Below are 22,322 nucleotides of genomic sequence, written 5' to 3'. Positions count from 1 at the left end.
TTGAGTCCTGCTACGGGCAGCTGACGCACGCCGTGGCGCACGTGGAGTTGCATCCGTCGTTGGTCAGACGGATGAGCTGATCCGCGGACGGGCCGCCCTCGACGATGGTGATGTCCAGTTCGAAGTCGTCCTCGATGGCCATGTCCAGCACACCGGTCGACTGCGCGGGTGTAACCGGCCGCTCTGTCTGAACGGTCATTGGTGCCTCCTCTAGGGGGTTGGATGGTGGTGCAGGGTCCCGAGGCCGTGGGGCCTCGGAGTCTTAGTCCCAGGCCACCGCGACCACGCCGTGGCGGCGCATCACGGTGCCGGTGGGAAGGGAGGTGGGGGCGGGGCCCGGCCGGTAGCGGAATGTCGCGGCGCCCCGGCGGCGGTGTTTTTGCGCCCAGCTGCGGAGCAGGTCCACGTACTGGTCGGCGAGGCTGTCGGCCTGCGGACCGTGCGCGACCACACCGCTCTCGAAGCCGCCGGTCTCCTCGTTCTCCCGGCGGGTGCGGTAGGCGATGCTGTCCCGGCCCACGAGCGCCGGCACCCCCTTGAGCGCGGATGCCTCGATGAGGCCGCTGTCGACGATGCTGGGCGCCGCATGCAGCCGGGCAGGGTGCGGGAGGTTCAGCGTGAGGAACAGCTCCAGCTCGTCGGGCAGGTCGTAGGCTGCCCCGGACCAGCGCTCCGTCTTCGGAGTGTCGAGGGCATGGTTCAGCGCCGGTACGTCCAACGTCACCCGGACGTCGTCGGTCTGCAGGGCGACGCCGTCCCGCAGCATGCCCTTGCGTTCCTCGGCTGCACCTTCGCCCTGCATCGGTACGAAGTGCGCAAGGCTGTACGAGCGGCTGACCAGCTCCTCGCCGTCACGGTCGAAGGCAATCGAGCGGGTCGTGCCGCAGATCGTGAGCGGGACGACGATCCGGCCCTTCTCGGTGAGACCGGCGATCCAAGCCGGGGGGATGTCCCATGCGGCCGCGGTGACGATGATCAGGTCGTACGGGGCGCCGTCGGGCACGCCGTTCTCGCCATCGGCCACCACCGTCCTCACCTGGGAGTAGCCCGCCTCGTCGAGGCACCTGCGGGCCTGATCGATGACGTCACGGTCAATGTCGACGCTGGTGACGCTGCCCGTGCTGCCGACAAGCTCGTACAGGTAGGCGGCGTTGACACCACCAGAGCCGATCTCCAGGACGTTCATGCTGGCCTGGACTTCGGCCTGCTCCAGCATCACAGCCTGCAGGTGCGCCGCGGACATGACGCTGGTCTCCTGGCCGCGCTGGTCCAGCTTGACGGGCACGGTCCGGTGCAGGTTGTACGCGACCTCCGGGGACGCGGCTGGCGCGAACCGGTGCCGGGGCACCATGGCGAAAGCGGCGGCGACGCGGTCGGTCGTGACTCCGTCCTGCTCGCGCAGAGCACGGACCATGCTCGCGCGCAGTTCGTCGGGGTCGTGAACGGCGGGTGTGTCGGTTGAGGTCATGCGATTACCTAGTTCGTCGAGGTGTTTGTGTGGGGCTCGGATCTGGGCAGCCGTGAGGACGCTAGCCAGTGCGAAGTGGTGCGATTTGGACGCCGAGTGACCTGGCATGGTCGTTCTTCCTCTCGTGGAGCCGGCTCGTGCTGGGAAGAGGTGCAAGTAGGAGCTGCTCCCTACACGCCTCGTCCGGCACCGAGCGGCGTTCGCAGGTCCGGACGCCGGGCCGTACATCCGACCGCCGCTGACCGACGGGCGGGTCGTCGTATCACCAGCGCACAGCGTGTTTGGGCTCTGATTGAGCATGCACGTCCTGCAGGAGCCGGGCGGCTCCGACCACGGCGGTGGTGAGGGAGACAGCAGCACCGGCAGCCAGGACGGCGGTGGTGAGCTTCATCTGTCAACGATCCCTTCTTAGAGCGGAGTTGCGGCCGTAAGGCTGACTGGTGGACAACTCGGGGTTGGGCTTGGTCATGCGGCCCCCGCGAGGACGACGGTCGGGGCTTCATCGGCAGATCCGTCAGGCGTGTACCGGTGGCGCACCGCCTTCAGAGCGACAGCGATCGGCGGCAGACCGACGCTGGCCCTGCGTGCGTCGACGGACTCCGGCGCGCGCAGCGGGCACAGGTCGATGCCGTCGGCGCACAACAGGAGCTGGGTGCCGTACTCCTGGTCGCGTCTGCTGGTGATGAGGGCGCGGTCGTGCAGGTGTGCCCAGTGCTGGACCAAGGCGTCGCCGCCCTGGACCGCACGTCCCAGCAAGGTGGTGGCGGCGCGCTGGAAGTCGGGTTCGTGGTCGCTGTGCAGGGCGATGCTCCACGCGGCGCGGGCCGCGTCGGGGCCGATGAGGCGGTGGCCGGGCCAGTCGTGCTCGGCCAGGATGCGGCCCAGGACCTTGGTGTTGGCGTGATCGGCGTGACGCCCCTGGCCCAGTCGGACGGCATCGAGCTGATTGCGTACGCGTTTGGCCCGGTACGCGGCCGACTCGGCTGCGCGGGCGATCAGTTCGCGGGCGAGGTCGGGGCGCTGGGGTTCGGCGGTCGTCACGCGCTGCCCCGTTCGTCTGGGGCGGCCTGCGGGGTGTGGACGCGGCATCCGATCAAGGCGCTCAGCCCGGACCGGTGCTCGGCGGCGAGTTCGAGGCGGGCGACGCGGTCCCCCTCTCGTCCTGTGCCGGACCCCCGTACATCCCAGCCCATGTCGGTGAGCCGACGCAGTAGGGCGGCGATGGGCTCGGATTCGAGGGGGTGGTGGGCGAGCGCCTCGGCCCGTACGAGCGGGAGGCCCTGCCGGGCGGCTAAGTCGGAGGCCCACAGGGTGATCAACCGGATGATGTCGTCGGACTGGTCGGGCAGGGTGTGGACAGAGTTCAGGTAGAGGCAAGGGCCCTCGCCCCATCTGAGGCCGGGGTCGCGCTCGGGGATCAGGCAGGCCAGGAGCTTCCCGTCCTCGAACAGCCCGACCGGGCTTGTCTGCGGGTCGCGAAAGAGTGCCGGGGTGTCTGCTTGAGCGGGCACCGGCAGACCGCGCATGGAGAGCCAGCGCTGACGGTCCTGAACGAGGGCGGCAGCCTCCTCGCGCTCGGCGTCCGTGTGTAGCGTGCGCACCTCGTATGCGGCGACCAGGGGCGCCGGGGCGAACGATGACGAAGCCGGTCGCTCCTCGCGGATCGGGTGAGCCCGGGGCCTGCTCACTGGCTTGCTCCGCTCCGCGCCGCGTAGGTCGGCTCGGCCGTCAGCAGCTTCCAGCCGTGAGCCAGAATCACCAGCTGGGTGGTGTCCTGTGCGCCCGTGTCGCCGAGGAGCCGGTCGAGCGCTGCGCGCAGGTCGGCCGGGGCGAGCTTGGCGGCGACGGCGATGTCGCGGGCGTCGTTGTGCTCAGCGACGGCTCGAAGCAGCAGCCGCTCCTCGGGGCTGAGCTGCGGCGCCGGGCGGCCCGCGGTGGGAGAGGCCACCTGCTGGACAGCGAACAGACGGTGCACGATCACCGGGAGCTTGCAGCGGGGTGGGCAGTGGAGGCTCTCGCGGATGTCGCGGATGTACTGGCGCACGGTGACCGCCGACAGCCCGGTCTTTGTGGCGATCTCTGGGGGTGTGAGGCCGTTGGCGAGGTGCTGGGCGACGCGCTGCAGGGTCGGCGTCAGGGGGGTGATCGGTGCGCTGGTCGTCACGGGCGGAGTCACGGTGTCTCTTTCTGGGCTGGGATGGACGGTCACCGGGTGGGTGCCGCCAGTCCCCGTGGGTGACGGGGCCGGCGGCAGGCCCGTGCGCGGCGGTGTGGATTCACGGGTGCCGCGTACGGGGCTCATGCGGCGGTCGGGTCAGGTTGTGCCCACGCGGCTTCAGCGGCGAGGCGTTCGGACCACTGGATGTGGTCCTCGTCGAAGGCGGCGTCGGCCAGGCGTATGCGCTGGACTTCGCCGGTTCCGGCGGGCGGGTACGTGTGCTGGATGTCGCGCCACAGGCGCTGGAGGACGTAGTCGCGGTCGAGGGCGTGGGCGCCGTGCAGTTCCATGGCGTCCTGGGCGGACTGCGCGGCCCACTGGTGGCCGAGGTACTTGGCGTTGATCAGGTCAGCGTCGCAGGGCAGGCCCTGGTCGAGGAGGTGCACGGACTGGTAGGCGAGGATGCGGCCGGCGCGCAGGCGGGCCTCCATGGCGCCGATGCGGTCTCGCAGGACGGGCAGGTCGGACAGGGTGCCCCGGTAGCGGGGGCGGGTCTTGAGGCGGGCGGTCGTGGTGTCCACGACCGCTTCGTGGATGCCGAGGCTGACGGCGGCCAAATTGGGTCGGCCGTAGAGGATGCTGCTGCTCTGGGCCACGGCCAGTCCTCGGCCGATCTCTCCGACGACGTTGTCCTCGGGGACGCGGACGTGGTCGAGGTCGAGTCGGCCGGCGGAGAAGCCGTGCAGGCCGAGGCCGGCGCGGTGGCCGGGGACGGAGAGCCCGGGTCGGTCGGCTTCGACCATGAACGCGGTCAGGGCCTGGGAGGTGCTCACGCCCGCCTCGGCGGTTCGGGCGACGACGAGATGGGCTCCCGCGAGGTGGCTGTTGCCAATATGGATCTTGCTGCCGGTGATCACCCACTGGTTCCCGGCACGCTCGGCGGTGGTTTCTATGCCGCCGATGTGTCCGCCGGCGAGCGGTTCGGTCACGGCGATCGACAGCAGCAGGGAACCGTCCGCGACGCCGGGCAGCCAGCGGCCCTTCTGCTCGTGGGTGGCGAAGTGCATCAGGGCGCCGACGGGGATCAGGGTGGCCTGCAGGATAGCCGCGGCAGCCGCCGAGACCCGCGCGATGCGGTGAACCAGGACCGTCTTGGCCACGTGCCCGGCACCCAGACCGCCAAAGGCGGCCGGGACGGTGACGGCGAACCAGCCGCGTGCGGCCATCAGGTCGGCGACCTTGCGCTCCACCCTGCCCGGAGCGGCCTCCATACGCGCGGCGCGCGGCGCAACGTGCTCGGCCGCGAAGGCGTCCGCCTCCTGCCACAGCAGCTCGTGGCGGGCCGTGAGGTAGGGGCGCAGCGCCGGTGGCGGTGCGGTGGGTCTGGCGGACATGGTCTCCCTCTCCCTGGGTGAAGGTCGCAACGTGGAGCGGCCGGGGGGTTGCCTACGGCTCCCGGGCGGGGGTACGGAACGACCTAGCGGGCAGGAGCGCGGACCATGTGGTCCATCACCTGGACGCCGGCGCTGATGACGATGTCTCTGAGCCGTCGGGCCTCGCTCAGAGGGCGCTTCTCGGGGTCGATGACACACACCGTGCCCAGCACGGTGCCGCTGTCGTGGATGAGCGGGGCGCCGAAGTAGGAGCGGATCCCGACGGCGTCGACCACGTGGTTGCCGCTGAAGCGCGGACTGGCGTGCACGTCGTGCAGCGGGAGGGCCTTCTTGCGGGCCATGACCTCCGGGCACCAGCCATGGTCGCGGCTCATGGTGCGGCCGACGATGACGTACCCGCTGTCCGGAGGCGGCTGGTCCAGGCCGACGAAATTCTGCTCCTCCAGGAAGAGATTGACGAACCCGTACAGGAACCCGGCCTTGGTGGCCATGTCGCGGGCCAGCTCGTCGAAGCCCTCGCTCGCCACGGTGGGCAGGCCCAGGCGGTTGAGCAGCTCGTACCGCTGCGCCAGGTCGTTCGTCTGCTGGGCCTGCGGCCCGGTGACGGCGGCGGGCGGGGTGTTCGGCCCGCGGGCGGCGTCCCGCATGCCGCGTCGCGGCAAGGACTGTGCGGGTCGGGCGGTCGGCGATGCGAGGTAGGGGTCGCTGGGGTGATGTGACATCAGGCGTCCTGGAAGGTGGTAGTGGGCGCGTGGTGAACGCGGCTCGCGGATGCGTTCTTCACGGCGTGGCCGACGAGGGTCAGCAGGACGCCGGCGACATGGTTCGGGTCGCGGGCGTCACAGGTGACCACCGGTACTGAGGCGGGGAGTTCGAGGGCGGTGCGGACCTGTTCGGGCTGGTAACGGTGCGCTCCGTCGAACTGGTTGACGGCGACGACGAAGGGCAGGCCGATGTCTTCGAAGAAGCTGACGGGGGTGAAGCTACTTTCCATACGGCGGGTGTCGACCAGGACGACTGTCCCGACGGCGCCGCGGGAGAGGTCGTACCAGAGGTCGACGAACCGGTCCTGGCCGGGCATGCCGAACAGGAACAGTTCCAGGGGCACGGGCGCGTCGGGCAGGCTGAGGCGGCCGAAGTCGAAAGCGACCGTAGTGGTCCGCTTCGCCTCGATGCCCGCCAGACTGTCCACGTCCGCGCTCGCCTCGGTCAGGTACTCCTCCGTGCTCAGCGGCGTGATCTCGCTGACGGCGCCCACGGCGGTGGTCTTGCCCGCCCCGAAGCCCCCGGCGATCACGATCTTCAGCACGGTCGGCGCGGCGTCGGCGTGCGGGCGCGGCGACGTACGCAGCACCGCGGCCGGGTCATCCGGCCTGGGGGTAGGCGATGGCATCAGGCCACTTCCTCTTCAAGCCCGCTGAAAGGGCCGCCAGCAGTTGGGTAGACGGACCGGATTCCGCGCCCGTATCGGCATAGGGGTGGGTGAGGGGCACGACCAGGGCCTCGGCGTCCAGAAGGTCGGAGACGAGGACCTTGACGGCGGTGACGGGCCGGCCAAGTCGGCCCGCCAGTTCGACCACCGAACGTCTGCGTTCCCGGCACAGGGCGAGGATCTCCTCGCATTCCTCGGCCTGCGCCGGGCCCAGCCGCCCCGGTCCTGCGTCCAGGACGGTTGCCAGACCGAGCAGGTGCCGCGGCCGGGTGCGCCCGCGCGTCAGGGTGTAGGTCCGTACGAACGTCGACTCCTCGGCCGCGCGGCCGTGTGTGCTCACCGGACCTCTCCGCCCGTGCCGACGCGGACGGGGATCAGCATGTAGGGGGCGAACCTTTGGATGAGGCGACCCATTTCGAACCCGACGGCGCCCGCATCGGCGTCCGTGGTGGCGATGACGGCGAGGATCGTGTCCACCTCACCGCGTTCGTTTCCGGGGTGGTTTTCGAAGGCCGCGCTGCGCCCGGCGCTCTGGACGAAGAACAGACAGTCGTCGCGCTCGATGATGACCTGCCGGGCCGGCATCTTCTTGTGGCTGGGACCGGTGGTGTTCGCCGCGACGGACGCAACTCCGCTGATCGCGGCGGACAGTTCGTCCGCCCAGTCCTTGTCGACGTCGCTGTCCAGCAGCCGCAGTCCGTCGCGCGACAGCAAGACGGCGTGTGTGACGCCCGGGACGTCGGCGGCCAACTGACGCAGCAGCCAGACCATGTTGTCCCGCTGTCCGCTTGCCGTTGCCTCGGTTGCGGGCGCGGGGACGGTCACGTTGTCCATCGCGGAGTGGGTGCTCATAAGGATCGCTCCAGAAGAAGGAAGGGCCAGTGGATGCAACGGCCACCGGAAACGTAGAAGAAGGGCGAGGTTCAGGGCCCGGGCTGCTCTGCCGAAGCCCCGCCGGCCTGGAGGCCGCTGCGGAAGGCGGCTGCGAGCCCTGGCGTCGCCCCGGTCACGGGGGTTTGCTCCCGCTCGTGTGGTGGACGGAACGAGCCGGCCTGACGTCTACGTGTGGGGAGAGGAGGCGCGTCAGCAGAGTGACCTGCCTCTGCGGCTCCCGACGCCTCAGCGGTGCCGGGGTGTGTAACCCGGCCTGCTGTCGGGATGGCCGGAGTCGCGGCAACCTGCGGCGGCGGCGCGGACGGACGGGCTTGCTTGAGCAGCGCGCTCGCATCGTTGACGGAGGGAATCGCTACGAGGAGCCGTGCCGGAATAACGACCAGGGCAGTGGTGCCTCCCGTCACGTTCTCCTGCAGGAGAACGGACAGCCCGTGCGACTGGGCGATCTTCGCGGCGACCAGCAACCCGAGCTGACCCGCTCGGACTTGCCCACTGACGTCGACCTCGTGGGGGGCTTTGAGCAGGTGGTTCATCTGCGCCCGCGCCTGCGGATGCATGGGGATGGCCCGGTCCTCGACCTCGATGGCCAGCCCGTTCGCCACCCGCTGCGCGCGGACGATCACCTTGGTCGCCGGATCCGAGCACTCGGCCGCGTTCTCGATCAGCTCGGCCAGAAGGTGCGTCAGATCCGGACCCACGTGTCCCGGAAGACCCAGCTCAGCACCGACGGAACCGGCCACGGGCGTCACCCGCGGGTACTGCACCACCTCGGAGATCGCACCGCGCAGCACGGTCGTGATGGGAACCGGCTGACGCACGCTGCGCAGGGACTGCCCGCCTAGCACTGCGGTGCTCTCGACCTGGCGACGCATCCGCGTCACGAGATGATCGATCTCGAAGATCTTGGCCAGCAGCTCCGGGTCGTCGGTCAGCATCTCCAGCTGGCTCAGCGCCTGAAGCGCCTTGCCGACCAGAGCGTGCTCGCGCATGGCCAGACGGCGCAGCACTTCCAGAAGGACGACGGACTGGGACTCGTCGTGCACCCTTATCAGCGACGCGATGGCCTGCACCTGGAGGGCACCCAGCGCGTTGTTGATCCCGGCGTTCGCACTGGCCGTCGGCGGCGCCTGCGGATCCTGCAGCGTCGGGCGTCCACCGCGGCACAGCTCGTCCGCCGACCACTGCACCGACTTCTCGACGGCCGCTGCTGCCCCCGCAACCGCCGTCAGCGCTGCTGCCTGGGCCTCCTCCGCAGCCGTCTGCACTGCTCCGGCGGCGGTGCGCGCTTCGCGAGCCGCGACCGTGGCGACCCCGGCCAGTCCACAGACCAGGCCGGCCAAGACCCAACCGGGGCGCACCGCGGACACCGACTGGAGGGTGAAGGCGGCAGCAAGCAGCGCGGCAAGGAGCACCAGAGGCAGTCCCACGGCGCGGCGGGCACGGTGCAGCGTAAAAGCATCGATCGGAGACCGTCGTCTGCGGTGGCCGGTGGTGGCCGGCCGTGCCGGGAAGGCGCTGTCAGGCATGGGAATCCTTGTCAGGGGGTGGGTGTCTAGGCGTGCTGCGGCGTCAGGTCCGCGGCGATCTGGCGCGTGAGCGTGAGGTCGAACGGCGCGCCGGCACCGCGACCGCGCCGCGGTGCCGGGAGGGCCCCGTCGTCAGGAGCTGAAGGAGGCGGGCGCTTTGGATCAGGCCCATGTGGCTGAACGCCTGCGGGAAGTTCCCGAGCTGGCGCTGCTGGACGGGGTCGTACTCCTCCGCCAGGAGCCCGAGGTCGTTGCGCAGCGCCAGGAGGCGCTCGAACAGGGAACGGGCCTCTTCGAGGCGGCCGGTCAGGGCCAGGCCATCGACGAGCCAGAAGCAGCAGAGGAGGAAGGTGCCCTCATCGCCCTTCAGGCCGTCCACCCCGGTGCGGTCACAGAGGGTCGGGTACCGGCGCACGAGCCCGTCCGGCGTGGACAGTTCACGGCGTACCGCGTCCACGGTGCCGACGACGCGCGGGTCGTCAGGCGGCAGAAAGCCAACACGGGGGATCAGCAGCGTGGCGGCATCCAGCTCCTGCGAGCCGTAGGACTGTGTGAACGTGTTGCGCACCGGGTCGAACCCCTTGGCGCACACCTCGTGGTGGATCGCCGCCCGCAGCTCGACCAGGGGCGCCAGGTCCATGTCGAGCGCACCGGATTCAGCCAGGCGGATGGTGCGGTCGACCGCCACCCAGGCCATCACCTTGGAGTGGACGAAGTGCCGGCGCGCCCCACGGATCTCCCAGATCCCCTCGTCGGGCTCCTGCCAGCGCCTGGACAGGTGCTCGACGAGCCGCTGGTGCAGCACCGCGGTGTCGGCGCAGTGGGCCACGCCGTTCTGGTGCGCGAGGTACAGGGTCTCGATCACCTCGCCGTACACGTCGAGCTGGAGCTGGTTCGCCGCTCCGTTGCCGACTCGTACCGGGGCTGATCCCTCGTATCCGGGAAGCCAGGGCAGCTCTCGCTCGTGCAGGTCGCGTTCCCCGGTGATCCCGTACATGATCTGCAGGTTCTCCGGGTCGCCGGCCACCGCCCGCAGCAGCCATCGCCGCCATGCCTGCGCCTCCTGCCGGTACCCGGTGCCCAGCAGCGCGGCCAGCGTCGTGGAGGCATCGCGCAGCCAGGTGTAGCGGTAGTCCCAGTTCCGGTTGCCGCCGATCTCCTCGGGCAGCGACGTGGTCGGCGCCGCCACGATCCCGCCGCTTGGCCCGTACGTCATCGCCTTCAGCGCGATCAAGGAACGGACCACCGCCTCGCGGTAGGGCCCGTCGTACGAGCACTGCTTCATCCAGTCCCGCCAGAAGGCGAGCGTCTCGGCGAGCGCGGCCTCCGGGGCTGGCACATCCGGTGCGGCGGCGTGGGACGGGCACCAGCTGAGCACGAACGCCACGCTCTGCCCGGCGCCGAGCGCGAAGGCGCTGACGACGACGCCATCCTTCTCCGCCTGCGACACGCAGGTGTCCAGCCACAGCGCATCCGCGCCGGCCTCCGCGACCATGCGCCCACCGGCCTCGTGGATCCACGGGCTGACGCTGCCGTATCCCGGCCTCGGACGCATGGCCGAGACCATCTCCACCTCGCCGGTCAGGCCCTCGACGATCCGGATCACCTGCGGGGCGCCGTCACGCGGCGGCATGAAGTCCATGACGCGGACCGAACCCGTCGGGGTGTGCCACACCGATTCGAGGACGAGCGAGTCACCGCGGTACCGGCGCTCAGCGACCGCCCCGGAGCCAGACCGGCGAGCGGACGAGGCCGGTGCGATCTGCCAGGAGCCGTGCTTCTGCGTGCCCAGCAGGCCGGCGAAGACGGCCGGCGAATCGAAGCGAGGCAGGCACACCCAGTCGATCGAACCGTCGTCACAGACGTGGGCACTGGCCTGCATGTCGCCGATCAGGCCGTACTGCTCGATACGCGGAAGGCGCTTCATCGTGTGGATCTCCATGAGCCCCGTGGATCGGGGGTTGTATCGGGGCCGCCGCAGCGGCCGGAAACGGTGGGCGGAAGGCAGGTCGGCGGTCACCGGGTGATGGGGGAGCGTTGCCTGGCGGCGCCAAGTCCTCGACGGCTCGAGCCGGGCGGGCCGCCGTTTCGCCGCGAAGCACCAGCCAGGCCGTCGGCCCCAGGATCAGAGCGATGACGATGGCACCGGTCACCGTCATGTCCGCGGCACCGAAGCGGCGAAGATCAGACAGGCCAGGGCCAGGGCGAAGACGGCCCCGCGCAGCACGTTGACCGTCGGCATCGGCCAACGCCGCCTGCCCTCCACGCTGATCGGCCCGGGACCGCCTTCCTCCACGTAAGCCGTCAGCTCCTGGGTCGCCTCAGCGAGTCTGACCAGGTACACCCGGCTCGGCACGTAGTCCTCGGGGATGCTGTCGGAGCAGAGCTGCTGCGCGCGCTGCAGTGCGGGAATCCCCGGGGCGGTCCGTGCGCCCAACTGGGCAACGTGGCCGCGCAGAAGACGAACGAGGTCCTCCACATCGGCGGCGCTCTCGGGCAGTGGCGAATCCTCGCCCAGCACCAGCGTCACCGTCTCCGACGCGGCAACCACGTGATCGCGCTCCGGCTTCGGCGCCTCGGTGACGGGCGCTCGCCGTCCGCGCCCGCCCACGAGCTGGCTGCCGTCTCGGCGAGGGTCCAGCGAAAGGCGCATGACATAACTCCTGTTCGGATCAGGCCAAAGTGAGCCGAGATCGCCGGTCGGAGCCGACGACTGGCGTGCGAAGTGCGTGATCTGGCAGCTACGTTGAGCGAACCGCGAATCCCGTCCGAGGGGTATGCCTGCGCGGCCAGGAAGGCCGCCAAAGGCGCCAAAGATCATTTCGGAACCGAGGGGCAGTCCATGGCCCGTGAACGCAACGTCGCCCTCGCCGCACTCCTGCGCGAAGCAGGCTGGTCCCAGCCGCAAGCCGCCGCCGCTGTTGCCCGCGTAGGCGCGGAGTGCGGAGTACGGGAGCTGGAGGCGATCTCCCGCTCGCACATCTCCATGTGGGTCCTTGGCACAAAGCCGAGTGGCAGAGCGCCGCATATCCTGCGCGAGACGCTGTCCCGCAGGCTCGGCCGCCGCCTCACCCTGGCCGACCTCGGGCTGGAAGAAGAGCCGACAGGCACGACCGACACCGGAACCGACTGGAGCGTCGACCCTCTGACCGCACTGGCCGAGCTGGGAAGCGACGATCTCGACATGCACCGACGCAAGCTGCTGGCCACCGCCGCATACTCGGCAGCCGGCCTCGCCCTGCCCACCATCTCGTGGTGGGCAGCCGCCCCCGCCGCAGCGGCGAACCGCCGACCAGCTTCCTCGCGCTCGGTGACCCAGGCCGACGCCGACGACGTCCGCGACCTCACGGTCTACTACTCCGCGCGCGACCAACAGCGAGGCGGCGCAACCGGCCGCAAAGCCCTCGCCAGCCACCTGCTCGACGAAGCGGTGCCGCTTCTCAGCGGCCGATTCCGCACGGATCAGCTCCGCCGCGACACGTACTCCGCCGTCGCGGAGATGACCTACCTCGCCGGCTGGATGGCCTTCGACGCCAGCGAACACCGAACCGCCCAGCGCTACCTCACCATCGCCGCCCGGATCGCGGCGGAAGCCGGAGACGGACCGCTCGGCGGCCACATTCTGCGCGCCCTCGCCCACCAGGCAGTAGACCTCGGACATCCACGCAGGGCGCTCGTCCTGGCCGACGCCTCGATGTCCCGCGACCGCTACGGCCAAGCCAGCCATCGGGAGAAGGCACTGCTGGCGATCGTCCACGCACGCGCACTCGCGGCCGACGGCGACCGGGCCGGCACCCTCGCAGCCATCAGCCGCGCAGAGCGGGACCTCGCCCGCGCCGACACCAAAGCGCCCGCCCGCGTCAGCTTCTTCCAGGACGCTTCCCTCGCCCACGAGACTGCCTGCGCACTGCGCGACATGGGACAGCCCCTCGACGCAGAGATCCACTTCAAGCGAAGCGTGGCCACTCGCCGACGCCAGCAGTACGCCCGCACCCACAGCGTCACACTCGGCTACCTCGGCGCCGTCCAGGTCCAGCAAGGACGCCTCGACGAGGCATGCGCAACCTGGAGCCAGGCGCTGGACGCCATGACAGGTGTCCAGTCCGGCCGTGCCCGCGACGTCATCGTCCGCATCCAGAGCGACCTCTCGCCCGTCCGGCAACGCGGCGGTCGCCACGTCACCGAACTGGACCACCGCGCACGGAACATGCTGCGGGCCATAGGCTGACCGCGACACGGGCTCGTAGCGCCCTACGGCAGCTCGTGGATCCGCGTCTCTGAGGGAGAGGAACCAATACCGGTGACGACGTATGAGGTCGAATCGATCGCCAGGGTCGTTGGCGGCCACACCCGCGTTCAGGACGACTACCAGGGCGGGGTCGAGTCGGTCATCCGACTCAACGAGGCATACCCCCTCGAAACCCTCCAGGGCATCGACGAGTTCTCCCACCTGACGGTGACGTGGCGATTCCACCTGGCGCAGCCGGAAGACGTCCAGCTCCACGCCCGCAGCCCGCGGGGCAACTCGCAGTGGCCGGCGACTGGAACCTTCGTTCATCGCAACCACCGGCGCCCGAACCAATTGGCTGTCAGCTACCCGCGGCTGCTGGGTGTGGAGGGCCGGGACCTTCGGGTGACGGATCTCGACGCGGTCGACGGGACACCGGTTCTGGACCTCGCCCCGTACTTCCAGGAGATGGGGCCCCGAGGCGCCGTTCGCCAGCCGGCCTGGCCGGGTGAGATGCTCGCTTACTACTGGCGCAACGCGGCGGAGCGCCCTTAGCTCCGCTCGCCGTAACTCTTCGGCGGCGGCGCTTCCGAAACCAGTCTGGACAGTCGCCGACCTGAACGCGATGTTCATGCCGCAATCCCGGCGTTTCGGAACTCACACCAGGTCTCTTCGCCGTTACTACCCCACCGGTCCGAGTAGGCTTCCACGAGCGCCATCCCACGGCCGGATAGGTCGTTCGGGCCAGCCTCTTTCAACACCGCTGGGGCCGTGTTCTCATCGGTCACTGAGACCGAGATCGTCCCGTCCGCGACACGGATCGCAAGCCCAACTTCGCCGTGGCCATGCGTAATTGCATTCGTTACCAGCTCCGAAACCACTAACACCACGCTGCTGGCAACCGGCCCCGTCAGACCGAACCGTCGCAGAAAGGCCGCTGTCGAGTCCCGCATGCGCGCGACCGCCGACGGGTCGGGCAGGAACGTGTCGTGGAATGCATCTGCCTCTATCGGGGCTGCGGACTTCTGGAGGCATCTCGGCGTGTACCGCTCGGCCATCCGCTCTTGGCAACTGTGAGAGGTGTTGCTCTGGCTCATGATGGCCTCGGCTTCGTGGGGAGTAGCAGACCGTGCCTCGCCATTTCAAGACGCTCATCGCGGAAACGGCGAGGGGAGATCAAGGTTTCCCCTGGGGCTTGGAGCCCACCATGTCACCGGAGGTATCACCTGCATCCCGCCGGGTGACACGGGTATCACCAACATGTCATCTGGGCCCCACTTGCCCTCAAGATCTCTACACAAGGCGGAAGTTGGGCAATAGTGGGATCGCGGTGCTTGGCGCCCCAGGCCGAGACGGGCCGCCTCGCTGCCGCCGACCAGAAGGGAGGCGTTGGAGATGCAAGCACGGACGCTGCTTCAACTGCTGGTCTGGGAGCGCGGCTGGCCGTATCCCCGTTTCAGGAGAGAGTACGAGAAGGCAGCGCAGGAGTTGTCTGCCGCAGCAGGCGAGCCCCCGTCCACGGCAACGGTGGAGGAACAGACGTACCGCCGATGGACGGGCGGGCACGTAAGGGGGCTCCCCAACCAACCTGCACCCGAGGTCCTTGAGTACATGTTCGGGCACAGTGCCCGTGCCCTTCTCAGTGCGCCGCCAAGCGAGGAGTCGCCGCCGGGTGCTTGCTTCGTAACTACGATCAATGAGAGTGACCTTGCAATGACTGCTCGGGATGCCGCTTCGCACGCCGGGGACGCCGCGTCCCTCAGCGTGCCGGACATGACACTCGACCAGCTTGACGATGACATCGTCGCCCTGGCATGCGAGTACAACCGAACGTCCCCCTTCGAGGTCTACCGGAGGGCGAAGGAGCTGCTGAGCATCGCACAGTCGATGCTGGAACGGACCCAGGTGCCCCGCCAGCGTGAGCGGGGATACCTGGCGGCTGGTCAGTCGGCCGCTGTACTCTCCGCGATCTGCTTTGACCTGGGGTCTCTCCCGGCGGCCGTTTCCCTGTCCCGCACGGCGGCGTTGTACGGCCAGGTGATCGAGCACGGCCCGCTCCAGGCGTACGCGCACGGTGCTCTTGCGTTCCTGTCGTTCTGGGGTGGTCGTCCGGCGGAGGCCGTCCGGCTGGTCCGAACTGCGCAGCGATTCGGAGGGCTCGGTGACACGGCGATGACGCGCCTATTCGTGATCGAGGGCCGGGCTCACGGGCACATGGGCGATCATCCGGCAGCAGGGAGGGCGGTACGTAACGCCCTTGAGCAGAGCACCGGATCGCGGGACGAACTCCACGACGACATCGGCGGCGAGTTCGGTTTCCCGAGTGACCGAGTGGCCATGAGCAACGCGACCACGTACCTCCTGCTTCGAGATGCTGACGGCGCCGAGGAAGCCGCGGAGCAAGCCCTGCAGCTCCTCGGCACCAAGCCGGAAGATCAGCGGCCCCTACTCATCTCGACCCAGGCGTACGTGGACCTTGCCCGCGCCCGACTTCTTCGAGGTGAACTCGACGGCGTCCAGGCAGCTCTTGAGCCAGCCTTCGACGTGCCGACCGAGTGGCGCGGGGCCGGGACACTCGAACGCATGGCGGCAGTCCGCGCCGGACTCTGCCACGCCGACTTCCGTGCCGCCACGGAGGCTATCGAACTCGGGGAGCGGATCGAGGACTTCACGGCAGCGGCATCGGCGCAACGGCTGGCAGGCACACCGCCATTGGCGATTGAGCCTTGACCTTCACGAGCCCAACTTCGCAAGGATCTCTTCCTCCTTCACCGACGATATGCCGTGCTCAGCCCAACGGGGGTGCTCGACCGGCACACCGCCTGATTGCATCCACTCCCACGTAGCGGCCACAGTCTCTGCCAGAGGCCGGCATCGCAGCCCAGCAGCCTGCGCCCGAGTCGAGTCGACGTTCCAGACGCCCGCATGGGTGCGCCACAGCGGTAGTTCGGTCCACTGCTGCACTCCATGCCCGACCAGAAGATCATCGGGAGCCCAGATCAGTCGTCCATTGCTTCCTGTGGCATCGACGCAGGATGTGAGGAATCCGCCCATTGTCTCCCGGCCCAAGGGCGCGGTGATGTTGAACTCCCCGCCGTCCGAGGACTCCGCCTGATCGAGTGCGAATGCAGCCACGTCGCGGACGTCCACGGGTTGGATCGACTTGTCGGGATTACCAGGAGCAAGGATCGTCCCGCCCTTGGCAGTGCGCCGCAGCCACCAGGGAAGGCGACCCACATACTCTCCAGGCCCGAGGATTACCCCAGGGCGCAGGATCGAGACGCGGGAAGCACCGAACGCTGCGGTGGCGGCGCGCTCCGCGCCCGCCTTCTGCCGACCGTAGTACCAGTCAGGTCCGTCCCAGTTGGCTGGCAGCCGTCCGTAATCTCCATCGGCGTCGGGCGGTGCGTCCAGCAGCTCGGAGGACTCAGTCAGCGGCTCGTCGGGCCACCCGCGGTAAGCGTTCACCGTTGAGATGTAGACGTACCTACCGGCCATGGACTCCAGTGTCTTGGCCCCGGCCAGCACATCGCGCGGGGCAAGTTCGGAGGCCGAAGTGTCGATCACGGCATCCCAAGGACCCTGCTGTCCCAGGCGGAGGACGTCCGCGTGCACGGTGCGGTCACCGCGGATCTCCTGCGTTCCCTCCGGTGCGGTACCGGACCTACCTCTGTTGAAGGCAGTCACCGACCAACCACGATGAAGCGCGGCCTGAGCAACGGCTCGCCCGAGAAACCACGTTCCACCTAGCACGAGAATCTTCATGGTGCTGATCCTGCCCGTTCGCTCCGCCCTTCTGCTACGGCTCTCTTGACCAAGATCTTGCCGGATCACGGAGGCACCGGCCGCTAGGACTGAGTGTGCGGGCCCGGCCTGCGGTGCCGCCAACGACCAGCCCGGAGCGGCTGCGGCTTGCGGCGCCGGAGTGGCTGGCGGCTCCTCGTCTCTCGGATACAGGAGGTGCTGGGCCGCTGCGAGGTTCGCCGCCGACGCTCTTCGCGTCGCGGCGCTCCGCCCACTCCGACAGGGACTCGTCGCGAGGTGGTGCTGCCTCAGTGACGTCGGGACTGTTCGCGGCTTAGCCGCGCTGGCGAGTACCCGGGTGGCGCTTGTCATCGAGCGACGCCAGGAAGGACTCGCGGTCCGGAGAGGTGCAGGGGCCGGTTGGCCCTCCAACGACCTGTCATGGGTGGCGCTCGCGCTCCGAGCGGCGAGCTGGTCCCGAATGTTGGTGTCCAGCTGGGCATTTGTCCGTCGACAGCGAACCCAGTCCGCGACCGTTCTTGACATCCAATCCAGTCGTCGCAGGTCATAGGGCTTGCAGCAGACCCACTGCCACGAAGCCGCCTTGACACGGAAGTTAGTCCGCGCAGGTCAGCGCTTCACATCCGACTAACTTCGGCGTCAAAGGACATATTCGCCAACAGCAGACAGGAAAGAGCGCCGAAAGACTGGATAGCTGTGCCACGGCTATGTCAACGTACAACGTCCCGCAAAATACCAGGTCAGAGGGTGTTCGTCCTCGGTGGCAATTAGGTTTCGAAAGCCCTCGGAATGGGCATCGCGCAGGTCGGTCCGCTGGCCTGGCTCCTACTTGGGAGGCTCGTCTGTCAGAATCCGCTATCCGCTCTGCCCGCTTCACCTCCCCCCTTCTCTTTGCTCTAGGCGGATTGAACGCTTGGGCCGGCCAAACGGCAGGACTTCCTGGCGGTATCCACCGGGCTCTGCGTCTGCGTCTGCGCGGCCAGCCTTTTCGGTGAAGATCTCCTGCAGCGAGGCTACCGCGGCGATCATGTCGTCCCCGCGCATGTGACACGGCATCCCCGGCACCACTACCCGGAAAGTAGCTCAGGACCTCGTGGTCCCGAGCGACGTGTCGCGGCGAACCTCGACCGGCTCACGGACGACGGTCTGCTAACGGTCGCCTCGGACAGCACTCTCGGAGCCCCGCGCGTACCGGTTTCCCCTCCGGTGGCGAGGCCAAGCAGGCGTCGGGAGCGTGATGTGGCGGGCAACATAGACGACGATCGCCGGTTAGCCAAACCGGCGATCGTCCCGACCATTGAGGTGTTCGCTTTTCGGCTGCGCTTGGCGGTGGGGTCGTCGCGGACGCAGGCAGCTTCGCGTTGGCAAGAGGAGGCGCGAGGCAGCTCTGCTGCGGCTCCTCAGCCGTAGGCAGCGCGTGCCGCCGGCGGGCGGCCGTCCTCGCGCGGACCGCGTGAGGTGCTGCTGCGCCCTTGTCGCTCCTCGTTCCCCACAAGGAACCCATTCCATGTGCCGATCCGCAATACCCCCTGCCCGCTTTCGCCCTGAGACGACACCGAACCTTGCCCTCGGCGTCTGCGAGGTCCCGGCATGGCGGTAGCGGTGCGGCCCGGGGCAAAGCTGACGGTCGATGACGTGTGTGACGAGCTGGGGATAGCTCGGTCCACCTTCTACGACTGGCGACAGAAGGGGCGAGGGCCGCGCTGCATCCGACTTCCCAACGGAAGCCTCCGGATACGGCGTAGCGATTTCGAAAACTGGCTTAGTGATTGTGAGGACGCATCTTGATCGATGGCACGTTTGACGTACGGATCTACAACATCGAGCGCCGGACGCGAGCGAACGGATACACCTACAAGGTGGTTTGGAAGGTCGGCGTAAAGAAGCACAGCAAGACCTACCCGACCAAGGCACTCGCGGATGCCCGACGCTCCGACCTGTTGACCGCAGTCAAGCGTGGCGAGCCCTTCAGCACCGAGTCCGGCATGCCGATCTCGTACTCCAGCAAGGCTGCGGATACCAACTGGTACGACTTCGCGGTCGAGTTCGTTGACAAGTCCTGGCCGCACTTCTCCGCCAACCAGCGGAAGAACGTGGCCAAGGCGATGACCTCCGCGACCATCGCCTTGCTCCGGACGCCACCGAAGCAGTACGACCCGGTCAAGGTGCGGACCGCGTTGCGCGAATGGGCCTTCAACTCCAAGCGCCGGACCAACCCCGAAGAGCTGATGCCCGACGAGGTTCGCGTCATCCTCGACTGGGTCCAGCGCAATACGCTCTCGATGGCAGCGTGGGAGCAGTCGGACCGAATCGACACGGTCGTCTCCGCTCTCGGAACGCTGCTGGACGGCACTGTCGCGGCGGCCAGCTCCGTGTCCCGCAACCGGCGGATCATGAACCTGGCGATGGAGTACGCCGTCCGCCACAGCATCCTCCGCCAGAACCCCCTGCCGAAGGGCAAAGGTAGTGGAGGGGGCGCCCCCAAGGTCGCTCAGGCCATCGACAAACGCTCCTTGCTGAACCCTGAGCAGGTCACCGCGCTCCTCGATTGGATCGGCAAGCGGCCCCTGCGCCGGGGTCCCCTCTATCGGGCCTTCTTCGCGACCCTCTGCTACGCCGGTCTCCGCCCGGAGGAAGCCGTCGCGCTTCATGTGAGCGACGCCACGCTCCCCGAAACGGGCTGGGGCGAGTTCATCGTCCACAGCGCCCGGCCGGAGGTCGGCAGCCAATGGACCGACAGCGGAGAGCCCCACGATGACCGTGACCTGAAGGGGCGAGCGGAGGGCGACACCCGCACTGTGCCCATCCACCCTGACCTTGTCGTCTTCCTTCGCGAGGTCATCGTCCAGTACAAGCTCAAGCCGACCGACCTCCTCTTCCCCGGAGAGTTCGGCGGCAGGCTGGCGGGCTCGGTGTTCCGACGGGTCTGGGACAAGGCCCGAGCGGAGGTCCTCCAGCCCCACGAGTACAAGTCGCCGGCGGGTAAGCGCGTATACGACTGCCGCCACACCTGCCTCACCGCGTGGCTCAACAAGGGCATACCCCCGGCTCAGGTCGCCGAGTGGGCCGGGAACAGCGTGCCCGTGCTCCTGGCCATCTATGCGCGGTGCATCGTCGGTCAGCGGGACAACTACCTGAAGCAGATCTACGACGTCAGGTATGTCGGCAAGGCCGAGTAAGCCGAATGTGAGAAGGGCGGTGTGGGACCCCCGTGCATGGGGTCCCACACCGCCCTTCGGCGTTGCGGGGCAGGCGTCCCTTTGGTGCCTCTGTGTGGGGGACGCATGGGGGACAGACACCCGTAGAAACCCAGTTTCAGCCGGTGTCAGCCGGACTCCCACGCTTCTCGGCGGTCCGGCGTAGCCGGAAATGCGCTGAGGTCAGACACGGTCTGACCAGGCAAAATACGGTCCATCTGACGCGAGGTCAGTGGCGCCCCCGGCAGGACTCGAACCTGCGGCCAAGCGCTTAGAAGGCGCCTGCTCTATCCACTGAGCTACGGGGGCCGGGTTGCGGCCGTGGCCTGGAGCCCGGATGTGGGGGTGTTCCGTGACCTCGCCGGGGACAAGGATAGGGCTCCGGTGTCCTTGTCCCGGTTGCTTCGCCTCCGCGGCGCGATGTGGAGGTTCGGTGAAGCGGTCCCGATAATCGCAGGCAGGTACGAATTCTGCAGCGGTTTTGGCGTCTCGCGCCTCGGGTGTTGTGCACTCGTTATGCCTGTGCCCCCTCTCGTCCCGTCTGTCTCAAGTGTCCGACCGGCGCGCAGGGGCCCATATCCTTCAGAAAAGCTCCAAAATTGGGCATTCTTCGCATGTGGTGACCTTGGACGTACGGCCTCAGCTGCTCGAAGCACTCTCTGCCCTGCGCGACCGTGTCGCCTCCGCACGCTTTCCGCTCCCCCTGACAGGCGCACCACGCGCGCGTGCCAACCGGGACGAGCTTCTCGCGCAGCTCGACGACTACCTCGTGCCCCGCCTGCGGCAGCCCGAAGCGCCCCTCCTCGCCGTCATCGGCGGGTCGACCGGGGCAGGCAAGTCGACGCTCGTCAACTCCCTCGTGGGGCGGCAGGTCAGCGAAGCGGGCGTCCTGCGGCCGACGACCCGCACGCCGGTGCTGGTCTGCAATCCGGAGGATCACCACTGGTTCGCGGGCCTTCGCGTACTGCCCGAGCTCACCCGCGTATGGATGCCGGACCACCCCGAGCTGCGCGAGAAGCCCGCGCGGCCCGGGCAGCGCGTTGGCCGCGACGAGCCGCGCCGCGGCGCCGGACCCGGCGAGCGTGTGCTCCGCATCGAGACCGCCGCCACCCTCCCGCGCGGGCTCGCCCTCCTCGACGCGCCCGACATCGACTCCCTCGTCATCGGCAACCGCGAACTCGCCGCCGAGCTGATGTGCGCCGCCGACGTCTGGGTCATGGTCACGACCGCCGCCCGCTACGCCGACGCCGTGCCCTGGCACCTGCTGCGCACCGCCAAGGAGTACGACGCGACCCTCGTCTCCGTACTGGACCGCGTACCGCACCAGGTCCTCGCCGACGTCTCACGGCAGTACGGGGCGCTGCTCACCAAGGCCGGCCTTGGCGAGGTGCCGAGGTTCACGATCCCCGAGCTTCCGGAGTCGGCGGGCGGCGGCGGACTGCTGCCCGCCACCGCCGTGGCGCCGCTGCGGGCCTGGCTCACGCACCGCGCCCAGGACCCGGCCGCCTGTGCCCAGGCCATGAGCCGTACCGCCGCCGGACTGCTCTCCTCCCTCGACTCCCGGATGCCGGAACTCGCCGGTGCCGTCTCCGCCCAGTACGCGGCCGCGCTGCGCCTCACGGCCGCCGTCGACGACGCGTACACCCGCGAGCACGCGCGCGTGCGGGGGCGGCTGCAGGCGGGCGGCGTCCTCGCCGGATCCGCGCTGAGCCGGTGGCGCAGCTACCCCCTGGACTGCAGCGCGGGTGAACTGCTCGACGCGATCGTGGACAGCCTGGCCGCGCTCCTGCTGTGCTCCGTCTCCGCGGCCGGACAGCGCATCGACGAGCAGTGGTCCCGCGAGCCCGCGGCGGCCTCCCGCGCGCTCGCCGAGCGCGAGGCGGACCGGGAGGGCGCCGAGCACCGGATCGGCCTGGAAGCGCGCAGATGGCGCCGTGTCCTCGAGGAGTACGTCGAGGAGGAGGCACGCGGCCAGGAGAACCCGCCCGACCCCGAGGCCGTCACGGCGCTCCTCGCCACGGCACTGCTCGGCGGCCGCAGGGCCCGTACCGCGGGGGAGACGCTGGCTGAGCGGATCGGCGCGCATGGGGCGCTCAAGCTGCGTGACCGGGGTGGGCGCCTGCTCACGGAATGCGTCGAGAAGGTGCTGCGCGCCGAACGCGACCGCAGGCTCGCCCCGCTCGACGCCCTCGACATCCAACCGGAATCGCAGGCCGAACTGATCGCCGCGCTGTCCGTACTGAAGAAGGAGAGGTGACCG

Annotated in this window: 22 protein-coding genes and 1 tRNA gene; 6 read left to right on the top strand and 17 right to left on the bottom strand. The window is 69.0% G+C overall.

What is annotated here, in order from left to right:
• Positions 1 to 10: 10 nt before the first annotated feature.
• The 14 genes from QIT00_RS25700 to QIT00_RS25635 all read right to left on the bottom strand — a co-directional run bounded on the left by QIT00_RS25700 (position 11) and on the right by QIT00_RS25635 (position 11,525).
• Complete coding sequence (locus tag QIT00_RS25700; RefSeq protein WP_282537764.1) at positions 11 to 199, bottom strand: FxLD family lanthipeptide; 189 nt, start codon at positions 197 to 199, stop codon at positions 11 to 13.
• Positions 200 to 262: 63 nt separating this feature from the next.
• Entirely contained in the window at positions 263 to 1,468 is a 1,206-nt protein-coding gene (gene fxlM, locus QIT00_RS25695; RefSeq protein WP_282537763.1) for a methyltransferase, FxLD system, read from the bottom strand.
• A 262-nt stretch (positions 1,469 to 1,730) separates the two neighbouring features.
• Positions 1,731 to 1,859 (bottom strand): hypothetical protein, encoded by a 129-nt coding sequence (locus tag QIT00_RS25690; RefSeq protein ID WP_282537762.1) that lies wholly within the window; start codon positions 1,857 to 1,859, stop codon positions 1,731 to 1,733.
• Positions 1,860 to 1,933: 74 nt separating this feature from the next.
• The gene (locus QIT00_RS25685) at positions 1,934 to 2,509 is read right to left on the bottom strand and encodes a DUF6624 domain-containing protein (RefSeq protein WP_282537761.1); all 576 of its coding nucleotides are present in this window, start codon (positions 2,507 to 2,509) and stop codon (positions 1,934 to 1,936) included.
• Positions 2,506 to 3,069 carry a hypothetical protein gene (locus tag QIT00_RS25680; protein WP_282537777.1) on the bottom strand — a complete coding sequence of 188 codons (564 nt, stop codon included), beginning with the start codon at positions 3,067 to 3,069 and terminating at the stop codon, positions 2,506 to 2,508. Before QIT00_RS25680 ends, QIT00_RS25685 begins: the two co-directional genes overlap by 4 nt.
• A gap of 83 nt (positions 3,070 to 3,152) precedes the next feature.
• A complete protein-coding gene (locus QIT00_RS25675) occupies positions 3,153 to 3,632 on the bottom strand; it encodes a helix-turn-helix domain-containing protein (RefSeq protein WP_282537760.1) in 480 nt (159 codons plus the stop codon).
• A 134-nt stretch (positions 3,633 to 3,766) separates the two neighbouring features.
• Entirely contained in the window at positions 3,767 to 5,020 is a 1,254-nt protein-coding gene (locus QIT00_RS25670; RefSeq protein ID WP_282537759.1) for an acyl-CoA dehydrogenase family protein, read from the bottom strand.
• An 83-nt stretch (positions 5,021 to 5,103) separates the two neighbouring features.
• Entirely contained in the window at positions 5,104 to 5,742 is a 639-nt protein-coding gene (locus QIT00_RS25665; RefSeq protein WP_282537758.1) for a GAF domain-containing protein, read from the bottom strand.
• Entirely contained in the window at positions 5,742 to 6,413 is a 672-nt protein-coding gene (locus QIT00_RS25660) for a GTP-binding protein (RefSeq protein WP_408909852.1), read from the bottom strand. Before QIT00_RS25660 ends, QIT00_RS25665 begins: the two co-directional genes overlap by 1 nt.
• Positions 6,385 to 6,792, bottom strand: a complete 408-nt coding sequence (locus QIT00_RS25655; RefSeq protein ID WP_282537757.1) for a DUF742 domain-containing protein — start codon at positions 6,790 to 6,792, stop codon at positions 6,385 to 6,387. Before QIT00_RS25655 ends, QIT00_RS25660 begins: the two co-directional genes overlap by 29 nt.
• Positions 6,789 to 7,304, bottom strand: coding sequence for a roadblock/LC7 domain-containing protein (locus QIT00_RS25650; protein ID WP_282537756.1), 516 nt, complete (start codon positions 7,302 to 7,304; stop codon positions 6,789 to 6,791). The genes QIT00_RS25655 and QIT00_RS25650 overlap by 4 nt, the downstream gene beginning before the upstream one ends.
• A gap of 71 nt (positions 7,305 to 7,375) precedes the next feature.
• A complete protein-coding gene (locus QIT00_RS25645) occupies positions 7,376 to 8,872 on the bottom strand; it encodes a sensor histidine kinase (RefSeq protein WP_282537755.1) in 1,497 nt (498 codons plus the stop codon).
• 43 nt (positions 8,873 to 8,915) lie between these two features.
• Complete coding sequence (locus tag QIT00_RS25640) at positions 8,916 to 10,799, bottom strand: glycoside hydrolase family 15 protein (protein WP_282537754.1); 1,884 nt, start codon at positions 10,797 to 10,799, stop codon at positions 8,916 to 8,918.
• 228 nt (positions 10,800 to 11,027) lie between these two features.
• Positions 11,028 to 11,525: a DUF6415 family natural product biosynthesis protein gene (locus tag QIT00_RS25635; protein ID WP_282537753.1), complete on the bottom strand. Its 498-nt coding sequence runs from the start codon at positions 11,523 to 11,525 to the stop codon at positions 11,028 to 11,030.
• A 189-nt stretch (positions 11,526 to 11,714) separates the two neighbouring features.
• Here QIT00_RS25635 and QIT00_RS25630 point away from each other — a divergent pair, with 189 nt between their 5' ends.
• Together QIT00_RS25630 and QIT00_RS25625 are read left to right on the top strand one after the other, a co-directional pair.
• Positions 11,715 to 13,100: a tetratricopeptide repeat protein gene (locus tag QIT00_RS25630; RefSeq protein WP_282537752.1), complete on the top strand. Its 1,386-nt coding sequence runs from the start codon at positions 11,715 to 11,717 to the stop codon at positions 13,098 to 13,100.
• A 72-nt stretch (positions 13,101 to 13,172) separates the two neighbouring features.
• A complete protein-coding gene (locus QIT00_RS25625) occupies positions 13,173 to 13,655 on the top strand; it encodes an SAM-dependent methyltransferase (protein WP_282537751.1) in 483 nt (160 codons plus the stop codon).
• A gap of 74 nt (positions 13,656 to 13,729) precedes the next feature.
• Here the strand turns inward: QIT00_RS25625 and QIT00_RS25620 are convergent, their stop codons facing one another.
• Positions 13,730 to 14,197 (bottom strand): ATP-binding protein, encoded by a 468-nt coding sequence (locus QIT00_RS25620; RefSeq protein WP_282537750.1) that lies wholly within the window; start codon positions 14,195 to 14,197, stop codon positions 13,730 to 13,732.
• A gap of 676 nt (positions 14,198 to 14,873) precedes the next feature.
• Here QIT00_RS25620 and QIT00_RS25615 point away from each other — a divergent pair.
• Entirely contained in the window at positions 14,874 to 15,830 is a 957-nt protein-coding gene (locus tag QIT00_RS25615) for a tetratricopeptide repeat protein (RefSeq protein WP_282537749.1), read from the top strand.
• A gap of 3 nt (positions 15,831 to 15,833) precedes the next feature.
• Here the strand turns inward: QIT00_RS25615 and QIT00_RS25610 are convergent, their stop codons facing one another.
• On the bottom strand, positions 15,834 to 16,865 hold the full coding sequence (locus QIT00_RS25610; protein WP_282537748.1) for an NAD-dependent epimerase/dehydratase family protein: 1,032 nt from the start codon (positions 16,863 to 16,865) through the stop codon (positions 15,834 to 15,836).
• A gap of 1,590 nt (positions 16,866 to 18,455) precedes the next feature.
• On the opposite strand from QIT00_RS25610, the gene QIT00_RS25605 reads away from it, so the two are divergent.
• Positions 18,456 to 18,653, top strand: coding sequence for a helix-turn-helix transcriptional regulator (locus QIT00_RS25605; RefSeq protein ID WP_078962465.1), 198 nt, complete (start codon positions 18,456 to 18,458; stop codon positions 18,651 to 18,653).
• The gene (locus tag QIT00_RS25600; protein WP_282537747.1) at positions 18,650 to 20,044 is read left to right on the top strand and encodes a tyrosine-type recombinase/integrase; all 1,395 of its coding nucleotides are present in this window, start codon (positions 18,650 to 18,652) and stop codon (positions 20,042 to 20,044) included. The genes QIT00_RS25605 and QIT00_RS25600 overlap by 4 nt, the downstream gene beginning before the upstream one ends.
• A gap of 251 nt (positions 20,045 to 20,295) precedes the next feature.
• On the opposite strand, the gene QIT00_RS25595 is transcribed toward QIT00_RS25600, so the two are convergent.
• A tRNA-Arg gene (locus QIT00_RS25595) sits at positions 20,296 to 20,371 on the bottom strand.
• A gap of 307 nt (positions 20,372 to 20,678) precedes the next feature.
• On the opposite strand from QIT00_RS25595, the gene QIT00_RS25590 reads away from it, so the two are divergent.
• A complete protein-coding gene (locus QIT00_RS25590) occupies positions 20,679 to 22,319 on the top strand; it encodes a dynamin family protein (protein WP_282537746.1) in 1,641 nt (546 codons plus the stop codon).
• Positions 22,320 to 22,322: the final 3 nt, after the last annotated feature.

Origin of the sequence: Streptomyces luteolus (assembly GCF_029968015.1) — a bacterium.
In the GTDB taxonomy this organism is placed as follows: domain Bacteria; phylum Actinomycetota; class Actinomycetes; order Streptomycetales; family Streptomycetaceae; genus Streptomyces; species Streptomyces luteolus.
The sequence above is the reverse complement of the archived record's forward strand: the minus strand, read 5'-3'. Positions and strand labels throughout refer to the sequence as shown.

What these genes read in the sequence shown, in the direction of transcription:
- QIT00_RS25645 (WP_282537755.1), bottom strand. Translation starts at nt 8,872, where the DNA reads ATGCCTGACAGCGCCTTCCCGGCACGGCCGGCCACCACCGGCCACCGC.
- QIT00_RS25615 (WP_282537749.1), top strand. Translation starts at nt 14,874, where the DNA reads ATGACACTCGACCAGCTTGACGATGACATCGTCGCCCTGGCATGCGAG.
- QIT00_RS25665 (WP_282537758.1), bottom strand. Translation starts at nt 5,742, where the DNA reads ATGTCACATCACCCCAGCGACCCCTACCTCGCATCGCCGACCGCCCGA.
- QIT00_RS25690 (WP_282537762.1), bottom strand. Translation starts at nt 1,859, where the DNA reads ATGAAGCTCACCACCGCCGTCCTGGCTGCCGGTGCTGCTGTCTCCCTC.
- QIT00_RS25610 (WP_282537748.1), bottom strand. Translation starts at nt 16,865, where the DNA reads ATGAAGATTCTCGTGCTAGGTGGAACGTGGTTTCTCGGGCGAGCCGTT.
- QIT00_RS25620 (WP_282537750.1), bottom strand. Translation starts at nt 14,197, where the DNA reads ATGAGCCAGAGCAACACCTCTCACAGTTGCCAAGAGCGGATGGCCGAG.
- QIT00_RS25660 (WP_408909852.1), bottom strand. Translation starts at nt 6,413, where the DNA reads ATGCCATCGCCTACCCCCAGGCCGGATGACCCGGCCGCGGTGCTGCGT.
- QIT00_RS25670 (WP_282537759.1), bottom strand. Translation starts at nt 5,020, where the DNA reads ATGTCCGCCAGACCCACCGCACCGCCACCGGCGCTGCGCCCCTACCTC.
- QIT00_RS25630 (WP_282537752.1), top strand. Translation starts at nt 11,715, where the DNA reads ATGGCCCGTGAACGCAACGTCGCCCTCGCCGCACTCCTGCGCGAAGCA.
- QIT00_RS25700 (WP_282537764.1), bottom strand. Translation starts at nt 199, where the DNA reads ATGACCGTTCAGACAGAGCGGCCGGTTACACCCGCGCAGTCGACCGGT.
- QIT00_RS25635 (WP_282537753.1), bottom strand. Translation starts at nt 11,525, where the DNA reads ATGCGCCTTTCGCTGGACCCTCGCCGAGACGGCAGCCAGCTCGTGGGC.
- QIT00_RS25650 (WP_282537756.1), bottom strand. Translation starts at nt 7,304, where the DNA reads ATGAGCACCCACTCCGCGATGGACAACGTGACCGTCCCCGCGCCCGCA.
- QIT00_RS25640 (WP_282537754.1), bottom strand. Translation starts at nt 10,799, where the DNA reads ATGAAGCGCCTTCCGCGTATCGAGCAGTACGGCCTGATCGGCGACATG.
- fxlM (WP_282537763.1), bottom strand. Translation starts at nt 1,468, where the DNA reads ATGACCTCAACCGACACACCCGCCGTTCACGACCCCGACGAACTGCGC.
- QIT00_RS25605 (WP_078962465.1), top strand. Translation starts at nt 18,456, where the DNA reads ATGGCGGTAGCGGTGCGGCCCGGGGCAAAGCTGACGGTCGATGACGTG.